At 62.9% G+C, this 19720-nt stretch carries 15 protein-coding genes; 14 read left to right on the top strand and 1 reads right to left on the bottom strand.

What is annotated here, in order from left to right; all coding sequences use genetic code 11:
- Window positions 1-823 precede the first annotated feature (823 nt).
- The 14 genes from ACIP02_RS06565 to ACIP02_RS06500 all read left to right on the top strand — a co-directional run bounded on the left by ACIP02_RS06565 (window position 824) and on the right by ACIP02_RS06500 (window position 18637).
- Window positions 824-2140, top strand: a complete 1317-nt coding sequence (locus ACIP02_RS06565; protein ID WP_400614410.1) for a nucleotide sugar dehydrogenase — start codon at window positions 824-826, stop codon at window positions 2138-2140.
- 74 nt (window positions 2141-2214) lie between these two features.
- Complete coding sequence (locus ACIP02_RS06560; protein WP_400614407.1) at window positions 2215-3696, top strand: glycosyltransferase family 2 protein; 1482 nt, start codon at window positions 2215-2217, stop codon at window positions 3694-3696.
- Between the two features lie 36 nt (window positions 3697-3732).
- A complete protein-coding gene (locus ACIP02_RS06555) occupies window positions 3733-4899 on the top strand; it encodes a PilZ domain-containing protein (RefSeq protein WP_400614405.1) in 1167 nt (388 codons plus the stop codon).
- Between the two features lie 51 nt (window positions 4900-4950).
- Complete coding sequence (gene algK / locus ACIP02_RS06550; RefSeq protein WP_400614402.1) at window positions 4951-6435, top strand: alginate biosynthesis TPR repeat lipoprotein AlgK; 1485 nt, start codon at window positions 4951-4953, stop codon at window positions 6433-6435.
- Window positions 6432-7910 carry an alginate export family protein gene (locus ACIP02_RS06545; RefSeq protein WP_400614399.1) on the top strand — a complete coding sequence of 493 codons (1479 nt, stop codon included), beginning with the start codon at window positions 6432-6434 and terminating at the stop codon, window positions 7908-7910. Before algK ends, ACIP02_RS06545 begins: the two co-directional genes overlap by 4 nt.
- Before the next feature lie 16 nt (window positions 7911-7926).
- Window positions 7927-9486, top strand: coding sequence for a mannuronan 5-epimerase AlgG (gene algG / locus ACIP02_RS06540; protein WP_400614396.1), 1560 nt, complete (start codon window positions 7927-7929; stop codon window positions 9484-9486).
- A 13-nt stretch (window positions 9487-9499) separates the two neighbouring features.
- Complete coding sequence (locus tag ACIP02_RS06535) at window positions 9500-10942, top strand: alginate O-acetyltransferase (protein ID WP_400614394.1); 1443 nt, start codon at window positions 9500-9502, stop codon at window positions 10940-10942.
- Between the two features lie 9 nt (window positions 10943-10951).
- Window positions 10952-12055, top strand: coding sequence for a mannuronate-specific alginate lyase (locus ACIP02_RS06530; protein ID WP_400614391.1), 1104 nt, complete (start codon window positions 10952-10954; stop codon window positions 12053-12055).
- A gap of 181 nt (window positions 12056-12236) precedes the next feature.
- Complete coding sequence (locus tag ACIP02_RS06525) at window positions 12237-13697, top strand: MBOAT family O-acyltransferase (RefSeq protein WP_400614389.1); 1461 nt, start codon at window positions 12237-12239, stop codon at window positions 13695-13697.
- Between the two features lie 10 nt (window positions 13698-13707).
- Entirely contained in the window at window positions 13708-14865 is a 1158-nt protein-coding gene (locus tag ACIP02_RS06520) for an alginate O-acetyltransferase (protein WP_400614386.1), read from the top strand.
- 20 nt (window positions 14866-14885) lie between these two features.
- Window positions 14886-15533: an alginate O-acetyltransferase AlgF gene (locus ACIP02_RS06515; RefSeq protein WP_400614384.1), complete on the top strand. Its 648-nt coding sequence runs from the start codon at window positions 14886-14888 to the stop codon at window positions 15531-15533.
- 35 nt (window positions 15534-15568) lie between these two features.
- Entirely contained in the window at window positions 15569-17023 is a 1455-nt protein-coding gene (locus tag ACIP02_RS06510; protein ID WP_400615042.1) for a mannose-1-phosphate guanylyltransferase/mannose-6-phosphate isomerase, read from the top strand.
- A gap of 197 nt (window positions 17024-17220) precedes the next feature.
- Window positions 17221-17685, top strand: a complete 465-nt coding sequence (locus ACIP02_RS06505) for a multidrug transporter (RefSeq protein ID WP_400614381.1) — start codon at window positions 17221-17223, stop codon at window positions 17683-17685.
- A 139-nt stretch (window positions 17686-17824) separates the two neighbouring features.
- The gene (locus ACIP02_RS06500) at window positions 17825-18637 is read left to right on the top strand and encodes an SDR family oxidoreductase (RefSeq protein ID WP_400614379.1); all 813 of its coding nucleotides are present in this window, start codon (window positions 17825-17827) and stop codon (window positions 18635-18637) included.
- Window positions 18638-18896: 259 nt separating this feature from the next.
- Here ACIP02_RS06500 and ACIP02_RS06495 read toward each other — a convergent pair whose 3' ends face one another.
- Window positions 18897-19691 carry an SDR family NAD(P)-dependent oxidoreductase gene (locus ACIP02_RS06495; RefSeq protein WP_400614376.1) on the bottom strand — a complete coding sequence of 265 codons (795 nt, stop codon included), beginning with the start codon at window positions 19689-19691 and terminating at the stop codon, window positions 18897-18899.
- Window positions 19692-19720: the final 29 nt, after the last annotated feature.

Here is a 19720-nt window from a genome sequence, read left to right as displayed (position 1 = left end):
CACCTCCTTGGGGAGCGTCCATAAGGCTTAACGGCCACCGCGGGAATACCTTAAAGAAAATGTGCCTATCAGATGTTTCGAAATATGAAGGTCCGCTCACGCTTCTACGGGCAGCTATCGCCATTTTTTTGGCGCCAAAAAACCATTGGACTGAGGGTTATCGCCAAACGCCATAAGACCGTTCGTACCTTTTTTGACGAATTTTGCAAAAAAATTTTGGATGCTGGCATTAAAACATCTCGCAACAGTTTCACCCTTGAAACATAGGGGCGGAACCCTGCTGTGCTATCAAATTGAAATTGTCTACTTCTGAATAAATATTTAGAAATCTTTCATTTGGGCTATACCCCCTCAGGAACTTCTCATATCCCGAGCCGCTCATAGTGCCGTAACGAATTTCCTGCCTACGGGCTGTGAGAGATGACTTACAGATGACAACGGCAAGGTATCCACTACCCGCCTCGATAACGTAGACAGGCTGCACGGTTAACCCCGAGAAGCCTGTCCTTGCAGGAGACAAGCGTCCCTTACAACTCGTCCTAGTGGTTGATTTCAAAGGATTTATCCCACTTGAAAGAACAAGCACAGCAACGCGCCACGTAGCGCGCTGCAGTTAAGACGGTGCATTTCAGGGCACGTTTTTAATAATTGGCTTTTACATGCCTAATTTGAGTGCATAACTTTTTGCGCTCCGGTTTTATTTTGCCTGCGCTCGGCGAAGTGTGCATTCGCCATGGACCCGTGCGCCCGAAAACTGTTGTTAATCAACCCAGCCCGGCGCTCTGCAAAGAGGTCGGCGTGATAAACACATGAGGTGATAGCGATGCGTATCAGCATCTTTGGTTTGGGTTATGTGGGTGCAGTCTGTGCAGGCTGCCTGACGGCGCGTGGCCATGAAGTGATCGGTGTGGACGTGTCCAGCACCAAGATCGACCTGATCAACCAGGGCAAGTCGCCCATCGTCGAACCCGGCCTGGAAGCACTGCTGCAACAGGGCATCGCCAATGGCCGCCTGCGCGGCACCACCGACTTCGCCGAGGCCATCCGGGCCAGCGACGTGTCGATGATCTGCGTGGGTACCCCGAGCAAGAAGAACGGCGACCTGGGCCTGGAGTACATCGAGTCGGTGTGTCGCGAAATCGGCTACGTGCTGCGTGACACCACCCGCCGTCACACCATCGTGGTGCGCAGCACCGTGCTGCCCGGCACCGTCAAGAACGTGGTCATCCCGATCCTCGAAGACTGCTCGGGCAAAAAGGCCGGCGTCGACTTCGGTGTCGCGGTCAACCCGGAATTCCTCCGCGAAAGCACCGCGATCAAGGACTACGACCAGCCACCGATGACCGTCATCGGCGAACTGGACAGCGCCAGCGGCGACATCCTCCAGGCCCTGTACGAAGAGCTCGACGCCCCGGTCATTCGTAAGCCGATCGAAGTGGCCGAGATGATCAAGTACACCTGCAACGTGTGGCACGCCACCAAGGTCACCTTTGCCAACGAGATCGGCAACATCGCCAAGGCCGTCGGCGTCGATGGGCGTGAAGTGATGGACGTGGTCTGCCAGGACAAGGTGCTCAACCTGTCGCAGTACTACATGCGCCCTGGCTTCGCCTTCGGCGGCTCGTGCCTGCCGAAAGACGTGCGTGCCCTCACCTACCGTGCCGCCAGCCTCGACGTTCGTGCACCGCTGCTCGACTCGCTGATGCGCAGTAACGAATCGCAGGTGCAGAACGCCTTCGAGCTGATCGAAGCCCACGACAAGCGCAAGGTCGCCCTGCTTGGCCTGAGCTTCAAGGCGGGTACCGACGACCTGCGCGAAAGCCCGCTGGTAGAGCTCGCCGAACGCCTGATCGGCAAGGGCTACCAGTTGGACATCTACGACGAGAACGTCGAGTACGCCCGGGTTCACGGGGCGAACAAGGACTACATCGAATCGAAGATCCCGCACGTCTCGTCGTTGCTCAACGGTGACTTCCAACAGGTCATCGACAACGCCGACATCATCGTCCTCGGCAACCGTGACGAGCAGTTCCGCGCCCTGGCCCAGCAAGCACCGGCCGGCAAGCAAGTGATCGACCTGGTCGGTTTCATGAGCCAGCCGACCAACGCAAGCAGCCGCACCGAAGGCATCTGCTGGTAAGTGCCTGGCAGGGCAGCGCAAGCCTCCCCACTTGCGCTGCCCAACCTTTCCCGAATTCTCGACGGATGCTGAACATGCAAAGGCTCCAGACAGTGCTGTTGCAGTGCGCCGGTTGGCTGCTCTACATGAGCCTGCTCATGCTGATCGCCCTGGCCCTGCCAGCCGATATCTTCGACTCGCAGTCGAAGCACTTCATCTTCCTGGTCGGCGCAGTCGGCATCTGGCGCTATTCCATGGGCGCCACCCATTTCATCCGCGGCATGATCTTTCTCTACGGCGTGTACCCGTACCTGCGCCGCAAGGTGCAGAAAATGGGCAATGCCGCCGACCCGTCACACGTGTACCTGATGGTCACCAGCTTCCGCATCGAAGCGCTGACCACCGCCCAGGTGTACAGCTCGGTTATTCGTGAGGCGATCAACTGCGGCTTCCCCACCACTGTGGTCTGCTCGCTGGTGGAAATGTCCGACGAACTGCTGGTGAAAAGCCTGTGGGCCAAGTACAACCCACCGGCCCACGTAAAGCTGGACATCGTGCGCATCGCCGGTACCGGCAAGCGCGATGGCCTGGCCTACGGCTTCCGTGCCATCTCGCGCATGCTGCCGGACGACAACGCCGTGGTGGCGGTGATCGACGGTGACACCGTGCTGGCCGACGGCGTGGTGCGCAAGACCGTGCCGTGGTTCAAGCTGTTCCCCAACGTCGGTGGCCTGACCACCAACGAATTCTGCGAAGTGCGCGGCGGTTACATCATGAGCGAGTGGCACAAGCTGCGCTTCGCCCAGCGCCACATCAACATGTGCTCGATGGCCCTGTCCAAGCGGGTGCTGACCATGACCGGGCGCATGTCGATGTTCCGCGCCAGCGTGGTGACCAACCCCGAGTTCATCGCCGACGTCGAAAGCGACTCGCTGATGCACTGGCGCCTGGGCCGCTTCAAGTTCCTCACCGGTGACGACAAGTCCAGCTGGTTCAGCCTGATGCGCCTGGGCTACGACACGTTCTACGTGCCGGACGCCGCCATCAACACGGTCGAGCACCCGCCGGAGAAAAGCTTCTTCAAGGCCAGCCGCAAGCTGATGTACCGCTGGTACGGCAACAACCTGCGACAGAACTCGCGTGCCCTCGGGCTGGGCATCCGCCGCCTGGGGCTGTTCACCAGCATCGTGCTGTTCGACCAGCGCGTTTCGATGTGGACCAGCCTGCTGGGCCTGACCGTGGCGGTGATCGCCAGCCTCAAGTTCGGCCTGGGCTTCCTGCTGGTGTACCTGCTGTGGATCGGCATCACCCGCCTGATCCTCACCATCATGCTGCTGTGCTCCGGCCACAACGTCGGCCCGGCCTACCCGCTGATTCTCTATTACAACCAGATCATCGGCGCGCTGATGAAGATCTACGTGTTCTTCCGCCTCGACAAACAGTCGTGGACGCGTCAGCCCACTGCCCTCAAGCGTGACCTCGCCAGCTTTCAACAATGGTTCAACACCTGGTCCTCGCGGACCATGACCTTCTCGGCGGCCAGCATCTTCGTTGCTGTGCTGTTCATGGTCGTGTGAGCCCAACCCGGATCGGATCTAACAGGAACAAACCCCATGAATACCGCCGTGAACGTCAACGTCGTGCATGAGTCCGAAGCCCAGCGCCAGCATGCCCGGGTTCGCATCCCCGCCAAGCTGCGCTTCCTCGACGCCCAGCGCCAGGCCCACGATGTAAAGGTCGAAGACCTTTCCGCCGGTGGCCTGAGCTTCCACACCAAGCAGCCACTGTCGGTTGGCGACGTGTTGCGCGGACGCCTGATGTTCACGGTCGACAACCTCGGCCTGTCGATGGACATCGAGTTCCAGGTGCGCTCGTTCAACCCCGACAACGGCCGTACCGGTGCGCAGTTCCAGAACCTCGAACCGCGCGACATTGCCACCTTGCGCCACATCATCACCTCGCACCTGTCGGGTGAGCTGATCACCGCCGGCGACGTGCTCAGCACCCTGCAGCGCGATAACTTCACCAAGGCCCGCAAGCAGAAGGATGGCGGCAGTGGCCTGAGCGCCTTCGGCCGGCTCAAGGCGGTCACCGTCACCCTCGGCGTGTTCGTGGTCGGCGTCGCGGCTTTCGGCTTCGTCGCCAAGTCGCTGTACGGCATGTACTTCGTCAGCCATGCCGAAGCCGGTGTGGTCGCGGTCCCCACCACCAGCGTCACCATGCCGCGCGACGGCACCGTGAACAGCCTGGTCGAAAGCGGCGGGCAGATTGCCAAGGGCGCGCCGCTGGCCAGCTTCACCACCAGCATGCTGGACATGCTCAAGGGCAACCTGGACGACGCGCAGCTGGAGCCGGCGAAGATCGAGGAACTGTTCGGCAAGCAACTGTCCGGCACCCTCACCAGCCCCTGCGATTGCGTGGTCGCCCGCCAACTGGTGGACGACGGCCAGTACGCCGCCAAGGGCCAGCCGATCTTCCAACTGATCCCGCGCACCACCACCCCGATGGTCGAGGCGCGCTTCAGCTACCGCCAGTTCGACGAGGTCAAGCCAGGTACCCGGGTCAACTTCCAGGTCGCTGGCGAAGACGAAGTGCGCACCGGCCAGATCGTCAGCAGCGCCAGCCTCAACAGCGAAGACCTGGCCTCCGACATTCGCGTGCAGATCAAGCCTGACAGCGGCCTGCCCGCCGAACTGGCCGGCCGCCCGGCCTCGGTCAACAGCGACCGCGGTCCGTCGCTGAACTGGTTGATCGACAAAGCCATGGCCCGTGGGCTGTAAGAGGATCGGACGATGATTTCTGATACCAATACCTACCCTGTGGGAGCGGGCATGCCCGCGAAGAGGCCAGCAGGGGCAGCATCATCGGCCCTGCCAATTCGCGGGCTTGCCCGCTCCCACAAGGTCCGCGTGAACCTGGGACTGTGTGCGCTGGCTGCCGCCATCACCCTGGCCGGCTGTGCCGGCCTACCCGACCAGCGCCTGGCCAACGAGGCCATGAAGCGCGGTGACACGGCACTGGCCGAACGCAACTACAAGGCCCTGGCCGACCTCGGCTACAGCGAGGCTCAAGTGGGCCTGGCCGATATCAAGGTGGCGACCCGCGACCCGGCGCAGATCAAGCAAGCCGAGGCCACCTACCGCGCCGCGGCCGCCACTTCGCCGCGTGCCCAGGCGCGCCTTGGCCGCCTGCTGGTGGCCAAGCCCGACAGCACCCAGGCCGAGCGTGAAGAGGCCGAAACCCTGCTCAAGCAAGCCGCGAAGCAAGGCGAAAGCAACACCCTGATCCCGCTGGCGATGCTCTACCTCAGCTACCCGCAGAGCTTCCCCAAGGTCAATGCGCAGCAGCAGATCGACCAGTGGCGCGCCGCCGGCAACCCGGAAGCGGGCCTGGCCCAGGTGCTGCTGTACCGCACCCAGGGCACCTACGACCAGCACCTGGGCGAAGTAGAAACAATCTGCAAGGCCGCGCTGAACAGCACCGACATCTGCTACGTCGAACTGGCCACCGTGTACCAGAAACGCGGCCAGGCCGACCAGCAAGCCGCCCTGCTCGGCCAGCTGAAGTCTGCCTACACCCGTGGTGCAGTGCCGGCCACCCGGGTCGACAGCGTGGCCCGGGTACTGGCCGACCGCAGCCTCGGCCAGACCGACGAAAAAACCGCCAAGGACCTGCTCGAACAAGTGGCCCCGGCCAACCCGGCCTCCTGGGTCAGCCTGGCGCAACTGGTCTACGACTTCCCCGAACTGGGTGACACCGACCAACTGCTGGCCTACATCGACAAGGGCCGCGAGGCCGAACAGCCACGCGCCGAGCTGCTGCTGGGCCGCCTGTACTACGAAGGCAAGACCCTGCCGGCGGACGCGAAAAAAGCCGAGCAGCACCTGCAGGCCGCCGCCGACGCCGGCGAGATCAGCGCCCATTACTACCTGGGCCAGCTGTACCGCCGCGGTTACCTGGGCAACGTCGAGCCACAGAAGGCCGTCGACCACCTGCTGGCCGCCGCCCGTGGCGGGCAGAACAGCGCCGACTATGCCCTGGCCCAGCTGTTCAGCGAAGGCCACGGCATTCGCCCGCAGCCAGGCAACGCCTGGGTGTTCGCCCAGCTGTCGCAAGCCAACCCGACGCCGCAATCATCGGAAATGCTGCAGCAACTTGACCAGCAACTGACCGCTGACCAGCGCAGCCAGGCACAGCAACTGCTGGCCCAAGAAAAGCAGGCCCGCGGCAGCATGAGCCAGGGCGCCAACAGCACCCTGGCCATCGAAGCCCTGCAAGACGACGAACAAGAAGTAGACGGTGAGGACTCGCTATGACGCTCAATCCCTTCGTGAAAGCCGGCATCGGCCTGAGCTTCGCCCTGCTGTGGTCCTGCCCGACCCTGGCGGAAATGACCGCTGAAAAGAACTTTGGCCTGGACGTGAAAATCACCGGTCAGTCGGAAGACGACCGTGACCTTGGCACCCGCTCCGGCGGCGACGTCAACGGCCTGGGCCTGGACCTGCGCCCTTGGGTGTACGGCGAGCGCGGCAACTGGAGCGCCTATGCCATGGGCCAGGCCGTCGCGGCCACCGACACCATCGAAACCGACACCCTGCGCCAGAACGACGACGGCACCACCACCGATACCGGTGACGACAGCCGCAAGCCCGACAAGAACTACCTGGCCATGCGCGAGTTCTGGGTCGGCTACAGCGGCCTCACCGCCTACCCCGGCGAGCAATTGCGCCTGGGCCGCCAGCGCCTGCGCAGCGACGATGGCATGTGGCGCGACACCAACATCGAAGCGCTGAACTGGACTTTCGACACCACCCTGCTCAAGGCCGACCTCGGCGTGGCCCAGCGCTTCAGCGAGTACCGCACCGACCTCACCGAGCTGGCCCCGGAAGACAAGGACCGCACGCACCTCTACGGCAACGTTGCCACGCAGTGGACCCCTGGCCATTGGGTGGGCGTGCGCGCCCACCATACGCATGACAGCGGCAGCCTGAAAAACCCCGGCGAAACCGTCGACGCACTGGACAAGACCCGCACCGGCGACCTCACCTGGCTGGGCCTTGAGGCAAACAGCGACGCCTACAACTGGCGCAACGACCACACCGTCAACTACTGGAGCAGCCTGACCTGGCTGACCGGTAACCGCGACACCCTCAGCAGCCAGGTCGTCGGCGATGACCAGGTTGCGACCGGCAAGCAGAGCGGCGACGTCAACGCCTGGGCCACAGACCTTGGCATCCGCCTGCGCCTGGACCCCAACTGGCAGGTCGGCGCGGCCTATGCCCGTGGCAGTGGCGGCGGTGGCGACGACGGTTCCAACAACTTCGAGCAGACCGGCCTTGAGAGCAACCGCTCCAACTTCACCGGCACCCGCTCGCGCGTACACCGTTTCGGCGAGGCCTTCCGCGGCGAGCTGGGCAACCTGCAGGCGGCCACCCTGTTCGCCTCGTGGCAGCTGCGCGATGACTACGACGCCAGCTTCATCTACCACAAGTTCTGGCGGGTCGATGGTAGCCAGAACATCGGCTCCAGCGGTATCAACGCGGCGGTCAACGACAACGGTGTGAACCGCCAACTGGTCAATGGCGAGAAAGACCTGGGCCAGGAAATGGACGTGGTCGTGACCAAGTACTTCAAGCAAGGCCTGCTGCCGGCTTCGATGAGCCAGGCAATCGACGAGCCGTCCGCCCTGGTGCGCCTGCGTGCCGGTGTGTTCAAGCCGGGCGACGCCTATGGCAAGGAAGCAGATTCGTACATGCACCGCGCCTTCGTCGACGTGATCTGGCGCTTCTGAGGCCGGGAGAAATTTGATGAACCTTCACCCGCACTTACGTCACAGCCTGTTGGCCAGCGCCTTGCTGCTGGCCTCGGGCCTGGCCGTCGCTGCAGAGCCCAAGGTTATCGCCAAGGAACTGCAGCAGGCCAAGACCTACACCGTGGCCAGCGCGCCGATCGAGCCACTGCACATGGACCCACCCAAGCTGCCCGACCTGAGCGGTTTCACCGCCGAGGCCGTGCAGAAGAAGATCGACCGCAGCCACAAGGGCAAGGTCAGCGTGCGCCGCATGTTCCAGGAGGACACCCTCAAGGAGTTCGTCGGCGGCGACAACAAGGCGGCCGAGTGGGTGCAGCGCCAGCACGGCATCCCGCAGGCGATCTTTGTCGATGACGGGCATGTCGACCTGGTCGAGCTGAGCAAGAAGGTGCCAAAACAGTACCTGCGCGAAGTCGAGCCGGGGGTGTACCTGGCGCGCCTGCCGATCGTGGTCGGGCAGAAAGGCATCCTCGAGATCGACGGCAAGGTCAAGCAGCTGCGCCTGTCCCAGGAAGGCGGTTCGTTCCTGGTCAACGACGGCAAGCTGTTCGTCACCGACACCCAGGTGACCGGCTGGCGCGAGAAGGACAACGGCCCGGCGACGTTCCGCTCGCCCAAGGAATTCCGCCCGTTCCTGCTGTCATGGGGCGGTACCGAGACGTATATCGTCAACACCAAGATGGCCAGCTTCGGCTACGCCAAGTCCAAGTCGTATGGCGTGAGCATTTCGCAGTACACGCCGAACATGGCCAAGCGCATGGGCCGTGCCGAACCCACCGGCTGGATCATCGGCTCGGAATTCAGCGACATGTGGTACGGCTTCTACTGCTACGAAACCCAGGACTTCGTGGTCAAGGACAGCACCTACCGCGACAACATCGTCTACGGCATCGACCCGCACGACCGCTCGCACCGGCTGATCATTGCCGGCAACACGGTGTACGGCACCAAGAAGAAGCACGGCATCATCGTTTCGCGTGAGGTCAACGACAGCTGGATCATCAACAACAAGAGCTACGACAACAAGCTCTCGGGCGTGGTGATCGACCGTAACAGCGTCAACAACCTGATCGCCTACAACGAGATCTACCGCAACCACACCGACGGCATCACCCTGTACGAAAGCGGCGACAACCTGATCTGGGGCAACAAGCTGATCAACAACCGCCGCCACGGCATTCGCGTGCGCAATAGCGTGAACATCCGCCTGTACGAAAACACTGCCATGGCCAACGGCCTGGTCGGTGTATACGGCCACATCAAGGACCTGTCCGACACCGACCGCGACATCGCCCTCGACCCGTTCGACACCAAGGTGTCGCTGATCGTGGTGGGTGGCGAGCTGGTGGCCAACGGCTCCGGCCCGTTGTCGATCGACTCGCCGCTGTCGGTCGAGCTGTACAAGGTGGCCATGCTCGCCCCGCGCAAGGCCAGCGGCATCAGCCTCAACGGCGTGCTGGGCGAACGCCAGGACGAAATCCTCGACCTGCTGGTACGCCAGCAAAAGGCTGTGCTGATCGACCCGGTCGAACGCCAGACCGAAATGATCGATTAAGGAAGCCCAGACCATGACTCCACACCTGATGAAATTGCTGGGCCTGTCCGCCGCCCTTCTGGCGATCAGCCAGGGCGTGCCCGCCGACGAGGTCAAGGCACCGACGTTCAGCGCCGAGCCGTGCTGCCAGCTGTGCCCGCAAGCGCACGATGCCAGCCGCTACACCACCCGCTACCAGCAGAACTTCACCACGCTGGTGCAGGCCAAGGGCGATTGGCTGTTCCGTACCCGCGAAGACCTGCGTACCGAGTTCAACACCACCCCGGCCGGCTACAAACGCCTGCAGCAGGTGCACGACGCGTTCAAGAAGCGCGGCGTGGAACTGGTGGTGGTGTACCAGCCGACCCGTGGCCTGGTGAACCGCAACATGCTCAACCCAGCCGAGAAAGCCGCCTTCGATTACCAGAAGGCGCTGGGCAACTACCAGGCCATGCTCAAGCGCTTCGCCAGCATGGGCTACAACGTGCCCGACCTGTCGCCACTGACCAACGAACAACTGGCCGCCGCCGACCAGGGCAAGGACTTCTACTTCCGCGGAGACCAGCACTGGACACCCTATGGCGCCGAGCGCGCGGCAAAAATCGTGGCTGACACCGTGCACAAGATGCCGGCCTTCGAAGGCATCCCGCGCAAGGAATTCGAAACGAAGAAGTCCGGGCGCATGGGCAAGACCGGCACCCTGCATAACGTGGCTGGCCAGCTGTGTGGCACGAGCTACGCGGTGCAGTACATGGACCAGTTCGCCACCGAGCCGAAAGGCTCTACCGGCGGCGGCGACGACCTGTTCGGTGACAGCGGCAATGCCCAGATCACCCTGGTCGGCACCAGCCACAGCGGCAAGAACTACAACTTCAGCGGTTTCCTCGAACAGTACATCGGCGCCGACGTGCTCAACGTCGCCTTCCCCGGTGGTGGCCTGGAAGGCTCGATGATTCAGTACCTGGGCAGCGAAGAGTTCCAGAAGAACCCGCCGAAGATTCTGGTCTGGGAATTCTCCCCGCTGTACCGCCTGGACCAGGAAACCATCTGGCGGCAAATCCTTGGCCTGCTCGACGACGGCTGCGACGACCGGCCAGCCCTGATGAGCGCCAGCACCACCCTCAAACCCGGCAAGAACGAACTGATGGTCAACGGCAAGGGCGGCGTGGTCAAAGACCTGATCAACCGCAACCTGCAGATGGACGTCAAGTTCGAAGACCCGTCGGTGAAGGTGCTGCAGGCCACCCTCTGGTACCTCAATGGCCGCCACGAGGACATCAAGCTGGAAAAACCGGAAACCTCCGATACCGACGGGCGCTTTGTCTTCCAGATGCGCGAAGACGAGGACTGGGCCAGCCAGAGCCTGTTGGCCTTTGAAATCCAGGGCCCGGAAAAAGGCACCCAGAAAGTCGAAGCCAAGCTCTGCAAACGCAACAACTTCGCCGTGCCTGCGCAGACCGCGCAGGCCGGCCAGTGAGGCGACCACATGACTGCATTCAAGCAAATCTTCAGCCCTGCCCTGCTTGCCCTGGCCCTGTTTGGCAGCGCAGCACAGGCGGCGCTGGTGCCGCCGCAGGGGTACTACGAGGGCATCGAGAAACTCAAGACCGGCGATGGCAGTTTCCGTTGCGAAGCGGCGCCCAAGCCATACACCGGTGCCCTGCAGTTTCGCAGCAAGTACGAGGGCTCGGACAAGGCCCGCGCCACGCTCAACGTCGCCTCGGAAAAAGCCTTCCGCGACTCCACAGCCGACATCACCACCTTGGAAAAGGGCGTGAGCAAGATGGTCGGCCAGTACATGCGTGACGGCCGCCCGGCGCAGCTTGACTGCACCCTGACCTGGCTGGGTACCTGGGCGCGCGCTGGTGCGCTGCTGTCCACCGATTACAACCACACCGGCAAGTCGATGCGCAAATGGGCGCTGGGCAGCATGAGCGGTTCGTGGCTGCGCCTGAAGTTCTCCGATTCGCAGCCACTGGCAGCGCACCAGGCCGAGGCCGAGCTGATCGAGAAATGGTTCGCCCGCCTGGCCGAGCAAACCGTGCGCGACTGGAGCGACCTGCCGCTGGAGAAGATCAACAACCACAGCTACTGGGCGGCCTGGTCGGTGATGGCGACTGCCGTGGCCACCGACCGGCGTGACCTGTTCGACTGGGCGGTAAAGGAATACAAGGTCGGCGCCAACCAGGTGGACGACCAGGGCTTCCTGCCTAACGAACTCAAGCGCCGCCAGCGTGCGCTTGCCTACCACAACTATGCCCTGCCGCCGCTGGCGATGATCGCCAGCTTTGCCCAGGCCAACGGTGTGGACTTGCGCAGCGAGAACAATTTCGCCCTGCAACGCCTGGGTGAAGGCGTACTGGCCGGTGCACGCGACCCAAGCCATTTCAAAGCGCGCACGGGTGAGAAGCAAGACATGAAAGACCTCAAGGTCGACAGCAAGTATGCCTGGCTCGAACCGTGGTGCCAGCTGTACCACTGCGTGGGCGACACGCTTGAGCGCAAGCATGGCATGCAGCCGTTCAACAGCTTCCGGCTGGGGGGCGATGTGACCCGGGTCTATGACCCGAGTGCCGAATCGAAAAAGTAACGCAAACCCTTGTAGGAGCGGGTTTACCCGCGAATAGGCCAGACCTGCCATGGCGGTGCCTGTGCCGGCCTCTTCGCGAGTAAACCCGCTCCTACAGGGGATCTAGGTAGCCCGCCACATTTGTGTGGGGGGGTTGGGGGGCGCTTTGCCCCGGATGCTGTGAACAAAAAGGAGAACCGGGATGGTCTTCTCGTCCAACGTGTTCCTGTTCCTGTTCTTGCCGATCTTCCTCGGCCTGTACTACTTGAGCGGGCAACGTTATCGCAACCTGCTACTGCTGATCGCCAGCTACATCTTCTATGCCTGGTGGCGGGTGGACTTCCTGGCCCTGTTCGCCGGGGTCACCCTGTGGAACTACTGGATCGGCTTGAAAGTCGGTGCCGCTGGCGTACGCACCAAACCGGCGCAGCGCTGGCTGCTGCTTGGCGTGGGTGTCGACCTGGCGATCCTCGGCTACTTCAAGTACGCCAACTTCGGCGTCGACAGCCTTAACGCGATCATCAGCTCGTTCGGCCTGGAGCCGTTTATCCTCACCCATGTGCTGCTGCCGATCGGCATCTCGTTCTACATCTTCGAGTCGATCAGCTACATCATCGACGTGTACCGCGGCGACACCCCGGCCACCCGCAACCTGATCGACTTCGCGGCGTTCGTGGCGATCTTCCCGCACTTGATCGCCGGCCCGGTGCTGCGCTTCAAGGACCTGGTCGACCAGTTCAACAACCGCACCCACACCCTGGACAAGTTCTCCGAAGGCTGCACCCGCTTCATGCAGGGCTTCATCAAGAAAGTGTTCATCGCCGACACCCTGGCGGTGGTGGCCGACCATTGCTTCGCCCTGCAGAACCCGACCACGGGTGACGCCTGGCTCGGCGCCCTGGCCTACACCGCGCAGCTTTACTTCGACTTCAGCGGCTACAGCGACATGGCCATCGGCCTGGGGCTGATGATGGGTTTCCGCTTCATGGAGAACTTCAAGCAGCCGTACATCAGCCAGTCGATCACCGAGTTCTGGCGGCGCTGGCACATCAGCCTGTCGACCTGGCTGCGCGACTACCTGTACATCACCCTGGGCGGTAACCGCAAAGGCACCTTCAACACCTACCGCAACCTGTTCCTGACCATGCTGCTGGGCGGCCTGTGGCACGGTGCCAACTTCACCTACATCATCTGGGGCGCCTGGCACGGCATGTGGCTGGCGATCGAGCGGGCGCTGGGCATCGACACCAACCCGCAGCGCTTCAACCCGGTGAAGTGGGCCTTCACCTTCCTGCTGGTGGTGGTCGGCTGGGTGATCTTCCGCGCCGAGAACCTGCACGTGGCCGCCCGCATGTACGGCGCCATGTTCAGCTTCGGCGACTGGCAGCTGTCGGAACTCAACCGCGCCCAGCTCACCGGCCTGCAAGTGGCCACCCTGATCATCGCCTACATCACCCTGGCGTGGTTCGGCCTGCGCGACTTCTACCGCAATGCCACACCAACGGCTGCCACACGCACGCCGGCGCAAGTCAATGCCGATGGCTCGATCGGCCTGGACTGGACCCGGGTGATGTCCCGCGCCCTGGTGCTGCTGCTGTTCGTGGCCTCGATCCTCAAGCTTTCGGCGCAGAGCTACTCGCCGTTCCTTTACTTCCAGTTCTGAGGTTGATGACATGACCCGGACATTACGCATTACCTATTCGCTGTCGTTCCTGGGCCTGCTGGTGGGCATGGGCGTCTGGTCCACCGGTGCCCTGCAGAGTTTCCAGCGCACCGAGCAGATGACCCTGCTCAACGGCAAGCTGGCCAAGGCCGCCGAGACCCACTACGACGCCGAGTTCCCGATCAAGCGCCTGAGCACCAACCTGTGGGCGGCGATGGACTTCAAGCTGTTCAACGAAGGCCGCCCCGGCGTGGTGTTGGGCCGCGACCAGTGGCTGTTCAGTGATGAAGAGTTCAAGCCCACCGCCGGTGCCGAGCAGCTGATGCAGGAAAACCTGGCGCTGATCCGTGGCGTACGTGACACGCTCAAGCAACACGGCAGCCAGCTGGTGTTGGCGATCATCCCGGCCAAGGCGCGGATCTACGATGAGTACCTGGGCAAGGAGCTGCCGGCCAGCCTGCATGGCGACCTGTACAACCAGTTCCATGCCCAGGCGCGCCAGGCCAACGTGTTCGCCCCAGACTTGATGGCCCCGCTGGAACAGGCCAAGGCCCGTGGCCAAGTGTTCCTGCGCACCGACACTCACTGGACACCGATGGGCGCTGAAGTGGCGGCGCAGGCGCTGGCTGAGGCGGTCAACCGCCAGCAATTGCTTAATGGCGACCCGCAAACCTTCATCACCGAGGCCGGCAAAACCGCGCCCTACAAAGGTGACCTGACCAACTTCCTGCCGCTGGACCCGCTGTTCAGCAACCTGCTGCCAGCCCCGGACAGCCTGCAGCAACGCACCACCCGCCCGGTCGAGGCCGCGGCTGATGCCGACGACGCACTGTTCGCCGACAAGCAGATACCGGTCGCCCTGGTAGGCACCAGCTACAGCGCCAACCCGCACTGGAACTTCCTCGGAGCGTTGCAGCAAGCACTGCGCAGCGACGTCGCCAACTACGCCGAAGACGGCCACGGCCCGCTGCTGCCGATGCTCAAGTACCTGCAAAGCGATGCTTTTGAAAGCGCCGCGCCACAAGTGGTGGTGTGGGAATTCCCCGAACGTTATCTGCCAATGAAAAACGACCTCAGCAGCTTCGATCCGCAGTGGATCGCGCAACTGAAAAACTCCCATAAATCCGAAGAAAACCTGGCCTTGTCGTCCACCCGGACGAACCACTGATTGAAGAGAGGAACACGCACATGACTACCAAGACTTCCATTGCCAAAGCCCTCACCCTCGCGGCCGGCCTTTCCCTTGCTTCGATGCAGGCCTTCGCCGGCGCCGACGCTGCGCTGTATGGCCCAAGCGCGCCGAAAGGCTCGACCTTCGTGCGCCTGTACAACGCCGCCAGCGCACCGACTGCCGCCAGTGTCGGCAACACCCAGATCAAGCAGGTTGGCGCCCAGGCCAGCAGCGATTTCAGCTTCCTGCCAGGCGGTGACTACACCGCTCAGGTGGGTGGCAAGAGCGTGCCGGTCAAGCTGGCCGCGGACAAGTACTACACGCTGGTCAACAGCGGCAGCGGCAACCCGCAGCTGATCGAAGAACCGCCGTTCAAGAACAAACAGAAAGCCCTGGTGCGCGTGCAGAACCTGAGCGACCAGCAGCTGACCCTGAAAACCGCCGACGGCAAGACCGAAGTGGTCAAGCCGGTGGCCGCCAACGGCCGTGGCGAGCGCGAGATCAACCCGGTCAAGGTCAACCTGGCGCTGTACCAAGGCGACAAGAAAGTGGGTGACGTGAAACCGGTCGCCCTGGAGCGCGGCGAAGCCGCCGTGCTGTACGTAACGGGTTCCGGCAACGCCTTGTCGCCGGTGTGGGTAACTCGCCCCGTGGCTAGCAACTGATTCCCCTGCCTCTCAACGACTATTGGAGAAACATGATGATCCCGGTAATTCTTTCTGGTGGTAGCGGTTCGCGTCTGTGGCCTCTGTCGCGCAAGCAGTTCCCTAAGCAGTTCCTGGCCCTGACCGGTGAACACACCCTGTTCCAGCAAACCATCGAGCGCCTGGTGTTCGAAGGCATGGACACGCCGATTGTGGTCTGCAACAAGGACCACAAGTTCATCGTCCAGGAACAGCTGGCTGCCCTGAAGCTGGAAACCCAGGGCATCCTGATGGAGCCGTTCGGCCGCAACACGGCACCCGCCGTGGCCATGACCGCGATGAAGCTGGTCACCGAAGGCCGCGACGAGCTGATGCTGGTACTGCCTGCCGACCACGTAATTGATGACCAGAAGGCCCTGCAACGTGCCCTGGCCCTGGCCACCGTGGCCGCCGAGCGCGGCGAGATGGTGCTGTTCGGCGTGCCGGCGACCAAACCGGAAACCGGCTACGGCTATATCCGCTCCAGCCAGGATGCGTTGCTGCCTGAAGGTGTGGCGCGCGTGGCCCAGTTCGTCGAGAAGCCGGACGAGAAACGCGCTGCCGAATTCGTCCAGGCCGGTGGCTATTTCTGGAACAGCGGCATGTTCCTGTTCCGTGCCAGCCGCTTTCTCGAAGAGCTGAAAAAGCACGACGGCGACATATACGACACTTGCGTGCTGGCCTTGGAGCGCAGCCAGGAAGACGGCGATGTGCTGAGCATCGACGAAGCCACCTTTGCCTGCTGCCCGGACAACTCCATCGACTACGCGGTGATGGAAAAGACCCAGCGCGCCTGCGTGGTGCCGATGTCGGCAGGCTGGAGTGACGTGGGTTGCTGGTCGTCGCTGTGGGAAGTGCACGAGAAGGACGACAACGGCAACGTCACCAAGGGCGATGTGGTGGTGCAGGACAGCCACAACTGCATGATCCACGGCAACGGCAAGCTGGTGTCGGTGATCGGCCTGGAGAACATTGTGGTGGTCGAGACCAAGGACGCCATGATGATTGCCCACAAGGACAAGGTCCAGGGCGTCAAGCAGATGGTCAAGACCCTCGACGAACAGGGCCGCAGCGAAACCCAGAACCACCTGGAAGTGTACCGCCCGTGGGGCTCGTACGACTCGGTGGACATGGGTGGCCGCTTCCAGGTCAAGCACATTACCGTCAAGCCCGGTGCCAGCCTGTCGCTGCAGATGCACCATCACCGTGCCGAGCACTGGATCGTGGTGTCCGGCACGGCCGAAGTGACCTGTGACGAGAACGTGTTCCTGCTGACCGAGAACCAGTCGACCTACATTCCGATTGCCTCGGTGCACCGCCTGCGCAACCCTGGCAAGATTCCGCTGGAGATCATCGAAGTGCAGTCCGGGAGCTACCTGGGCGAGGATGATATCGAGCGGTTCGAGGATGTGTATGGGCGGACTTCCACGCCGGTGGAGCGTGGGGTTTCGGTGAAGACCATTGCGCAGTAAGTGAACCCTGGGGCCGCGTTGCGGCCCTATCGCGACACAAGGCCGCTCCTACAAGGACCGCGTACCCATGGGAAAACGCGGTCCCTGTAGGAGCGGCCTTGTGTCGCGAAAGGAGGGCAAAGCCCTCCCGCTTTTGAGCCCTCCCCCATTTCAGGCTACGATGGTCAGACCCCGCGCAACCAAGGCCTGCAAGCCCCATGATCATCGGTGCCTTCCTCATCCTCACCTGGCTGGTGCTGCTGTTGCGCTACCCGGCCAAGGCCCTGCCAATTTCCCTGGCTGCCGTGTGCGGCCTGGGCCTGGTGGCGATGTTCGTGGTCTGGCAAGACAGCCGCGAAGCCTCGCAACTGGCCCGCCTGGACGTGCGCCTGAGCTATGCCCCAGAACACTGCCCTGCCGACCGCGCCTTGCAGGTACGCATGAAGAATGGCAACAAGGCCCCGCTGACCGAACTGCGCTGGCGCGTGGCGGCGTATGCGCCGGGCGATACCGTGAACCTGGCCGAGAATACCTACAACGCTCCGCGCTACCGTGGGCCGGGTGAACTGCAGCCAGGGGCGCAGTGGAAAGACTGTTTGCCATTGCCGCCGTTGCGCTCCGGGTACCGGCCGCAGACCCTGGAGTTTCGGGCTGAGCACCTGCAGGGTACATTTGCCAACTGATGTGTTGCCTGTGCTGGCCTCTTCGCGGGTAAACCCGCTCCTACAGGGATCGCGTAGGAGCGGGTTCATCGAGGCGTCGAACCGCCGCGAATAGGCCGGCACAGGAAAAAACCAATCTCCCTGACAACAGGCCCCAACCATGCCCACCGTCCTGATCACCGGTTGTTCCAGCGGCATCGGCCGCGCCCTGGCCGATGCCTTCCGCGATGCCGGTCACCATGTCTGGGCCACCGCCCGCAAGCCTGAAGATGTCGAGCAACTGAGCGCTGCCGGCTACACCGCCCGGCAACTGGACGTGAACGACAGCGAGGGCGTGGCACGCCTGGCCGAGGAACTGCCAAGCCTCGACATCCTGATCAACAACGCCGGCTACGGCGCCATGGGCCCGTTGCTCGATGGGGGTGTGGATGCCCTGCGCCAGCAGTTCGAAACCAACGTGTTCGCCGTGGTTGGCGTGACCCGCGCGCTGTTCCCGCTGCTGCGCCGCTCGCGAGGGCTGGTGGTGAACATCGGCAGCGTTTCCGGCGTATTGGTCACCCCGTTCGCCGGCGCCTACTGCGCCTCGAAAGCTGCCGTGCATGCACTGAGCGATGCCTTGCGCCTGGAGCTGGCACCGTTTGGCGTGCAGGTGATGGAAGTGCAGCCAGGGGCGATTGCCTCACAGTTCGCCAGCAATGCCCAGCGCCAGGCCGAGCAGGTGCTGGCGGCAGATTCGGCGTGGTGGCCGTTGCGCGACTACGTACAGGCGCGGGCGCGGGCCTCGCAGGACAAGCCGACATCGGCGGCGGTGTTTGCCCGGGGGGTGTTGGCGGCGGTGAACAAGTCGCCGGTGCCGGCGGTGGTGCGGTTGGGCAATGGCAGTACGGCGTTGCCGTTGATGGCCAGGTTACTGCCGCGGCGGGTGCTGGACTGGGCGTTGCGCAAGCGGTTTGGGTTGCTGCGGCCGCTCTGATTGATGGGTTGCCAGTGCTGGCCTCTTCGCGGGTGAACCCACTCCTACATTGATGGGTTGCCTGTACCGGCCTCTTCGCGGGTGAACCCGCTCCTACATTGATGGGTTGCCAGTACCGGCCTCTTCGCGGGTGAACCCGCTCCTACATTGATGGGTTGCCTGTACCGGCCTCTTCGCGGGTGAACCCGCTCCTACAGGGTTACGCGATCGTTGTAGGAGCGGGTTCACCCGCGAATAGGCCGGCACTGGCAACTACCAATCAGGCAATGGAACGCAGCACCCCGCCATCCACCCGCAACGCCGCCCCGGTTGTCGCGCTGGCCTGCATCGACGCCAGATACACCACCATATTGGCCACCTCCTCCACCGTCGCCAACCGCTTGATCAGCGAAGTCGGCCGGTGCTCGGCCAGGAAATTGGCTTCCAGTTCTTCAGTAGACACCCCCTGCTCCTGCGCCAGCTTGGCAAAGAAATCACCCACCCCCTCCGAACGCGTAGGCCCCGGCAATACAGAATTCACCGTGACGCCGCTGCCTGCCAAGGTCTCGGCCAGCCCGCGCGACACCGCCAGCAGTGCCGTCTTGGTCATGCCGTAATGAATCATTTCGGTCGGAATCTGCAGCGCCGATTCGCTGGACAAGAACACCACCCGCCCCCATTTGCGCTCGGCCATGCCCTGGGCATAGTGGCGCGACAGGCGCACGGCGCTGAGCACGTTGACGTCGAAGAAGCGCTGCCAGTCTTCGTCTTCGATTTCAAAAAACGGCTTGGGCTCGAAGATGCCGAGGTTGTTGATCAGGATGTCGGTGTGCGGCACCTGGTCGAACAGCTTTTGCGCGCCGTCCCGGGTGCCCAGGTCGGCGGCGATGCCGATGATGCGTGCTTGCGGCAGGCGTTCGCGCACGGCCTTGAGGGCTTCATCGACACGGGCCTGGGTGCGGCCATTGAGCACCACTTCGGCGCCCGCCTCGGCCAGGCCGATGGCGATGGCCAGACCAATACCGGCAGTGGAGCCGCTGACGACGGCGCGCTTGCCGTTCAGGGAAATGTGCATCTGTGCCTCCTAGGTAAACAGGTCAATTG

This window comes from Pseudomonas sp. NPDC089408, assembly GCF_044749445.1.
GTDB lineage: Bacteria > Pseudomonadota > Gammaproteobacteria > Pseudomonadales > Pseudomonadaceae > Aquipseudomonas.
The sequence above is the reverse complement of the archived record's forward strand: the minus strand, read 5'-3'. Positions and strand labels throughout refer to the sequence as shown.

Coding starts and splice junctions, on each gene's coding strand:
- ACIP02_RS06535 (WP_400614394.1), top strand. CDS start 9,500: ATGACTCCACACCTGATGAAATTGCTGGGCCTGTCCGCCGCCCTTCTG.
- ACIP02_RS06560 (WP_400614407.1), top strand. CDS start 2,215: ATGCAAAGGCTCCAGACAGTGCTGTTGCAGTGCGCCGGTTGGCTGCTC.
- ACIP02_RS06545 (WP_400614399.1), top strand. CDS start 6,432: ATGACGCTCAATCCCTTCGTGAAAGCCGGCATCGGCCTGAGCTTCGCC.
- algG (WP_400614396.1), top strand. CDS start 7,927: ATGAACCTTCACCCGCACTTACGTCACAGCCTGTTGGCCAGCGCCTTG.
- ACIP02_RS06555 (WP_400614405.1), top strand. CDS start 3,733: ATGAATACCGCCGTGAACGTCAACGTCGTGCATGAGTCCGAAGCCCAG.
- algK (WP_400614402.1), top strand. CDS start 4,951: ATGCCCGCGAAGAGGCCAGCAGGGGCAGCATCATCGGCCCTGCCAATT.
- ACIP02_RS06565 (WP_400614410.1), top strand. CDS start 824: ATGCGTATCAGCATCTTTGGTTTGGGTTATGTGGGTGCAGTCTGTGCA.
- ACIP02_RS06500 (WP_400614379.1), top strand. CDS start 17,825: ATGCCCACCGTCCTGATCACCGGTTGTTCCAGCGGCATCGGCCGCGCC.
- ACIP02_RS06515 (WP_400614384.1), top strand. CDS start 14,886: ATGACTACCAAGACTTCCATTGCCAAAGCCCTCACCCTCGCGGCCGGC.
- ACIP02_RS06525 (WP_400614389.1), top strand. CDS start 12,237: ATGGTCTTCTCGTCCAACGTGTTCCTGTTCCTGTTCTTGCCGATCTTC.
- ACIP02_RS06510 (WP_400615042.1), top strand. CDS start 15,569: ATGATCCCGGTAATTCTTTCTGGTGGTAGCGGTTCGCGTCTGTGGCCT.
- ACIP02_RS06505 (WP_400614381.1), top strand. CDS start 17,221: ATGATCATCGGTGCCTTCCTCATCCTCACCTGGCTGGTGCTGCTGTTG.
- ACIP02_RS06520 (WP_400614386.1), top strand. CDS start 13,708: ATGACCCGGACATTACGCATTACCTATTCGCTGTCGTTCCTGGGCCTG.
- ACIP02_RS06530 (WP_400614391.1), top strand. CDS start 10,952: ATGACTGCATTCAAGCAAATCTTCAGCCCTGCCCTGCTTGCCCTGGCC.
- ACIP02_RS06495 (WP_400614376.1), bottom strand. CDS start 19,691: ATGCACATTTCCCTGAACGGCAAGCGCGCCGTCGTCAGCGGCTCCACT.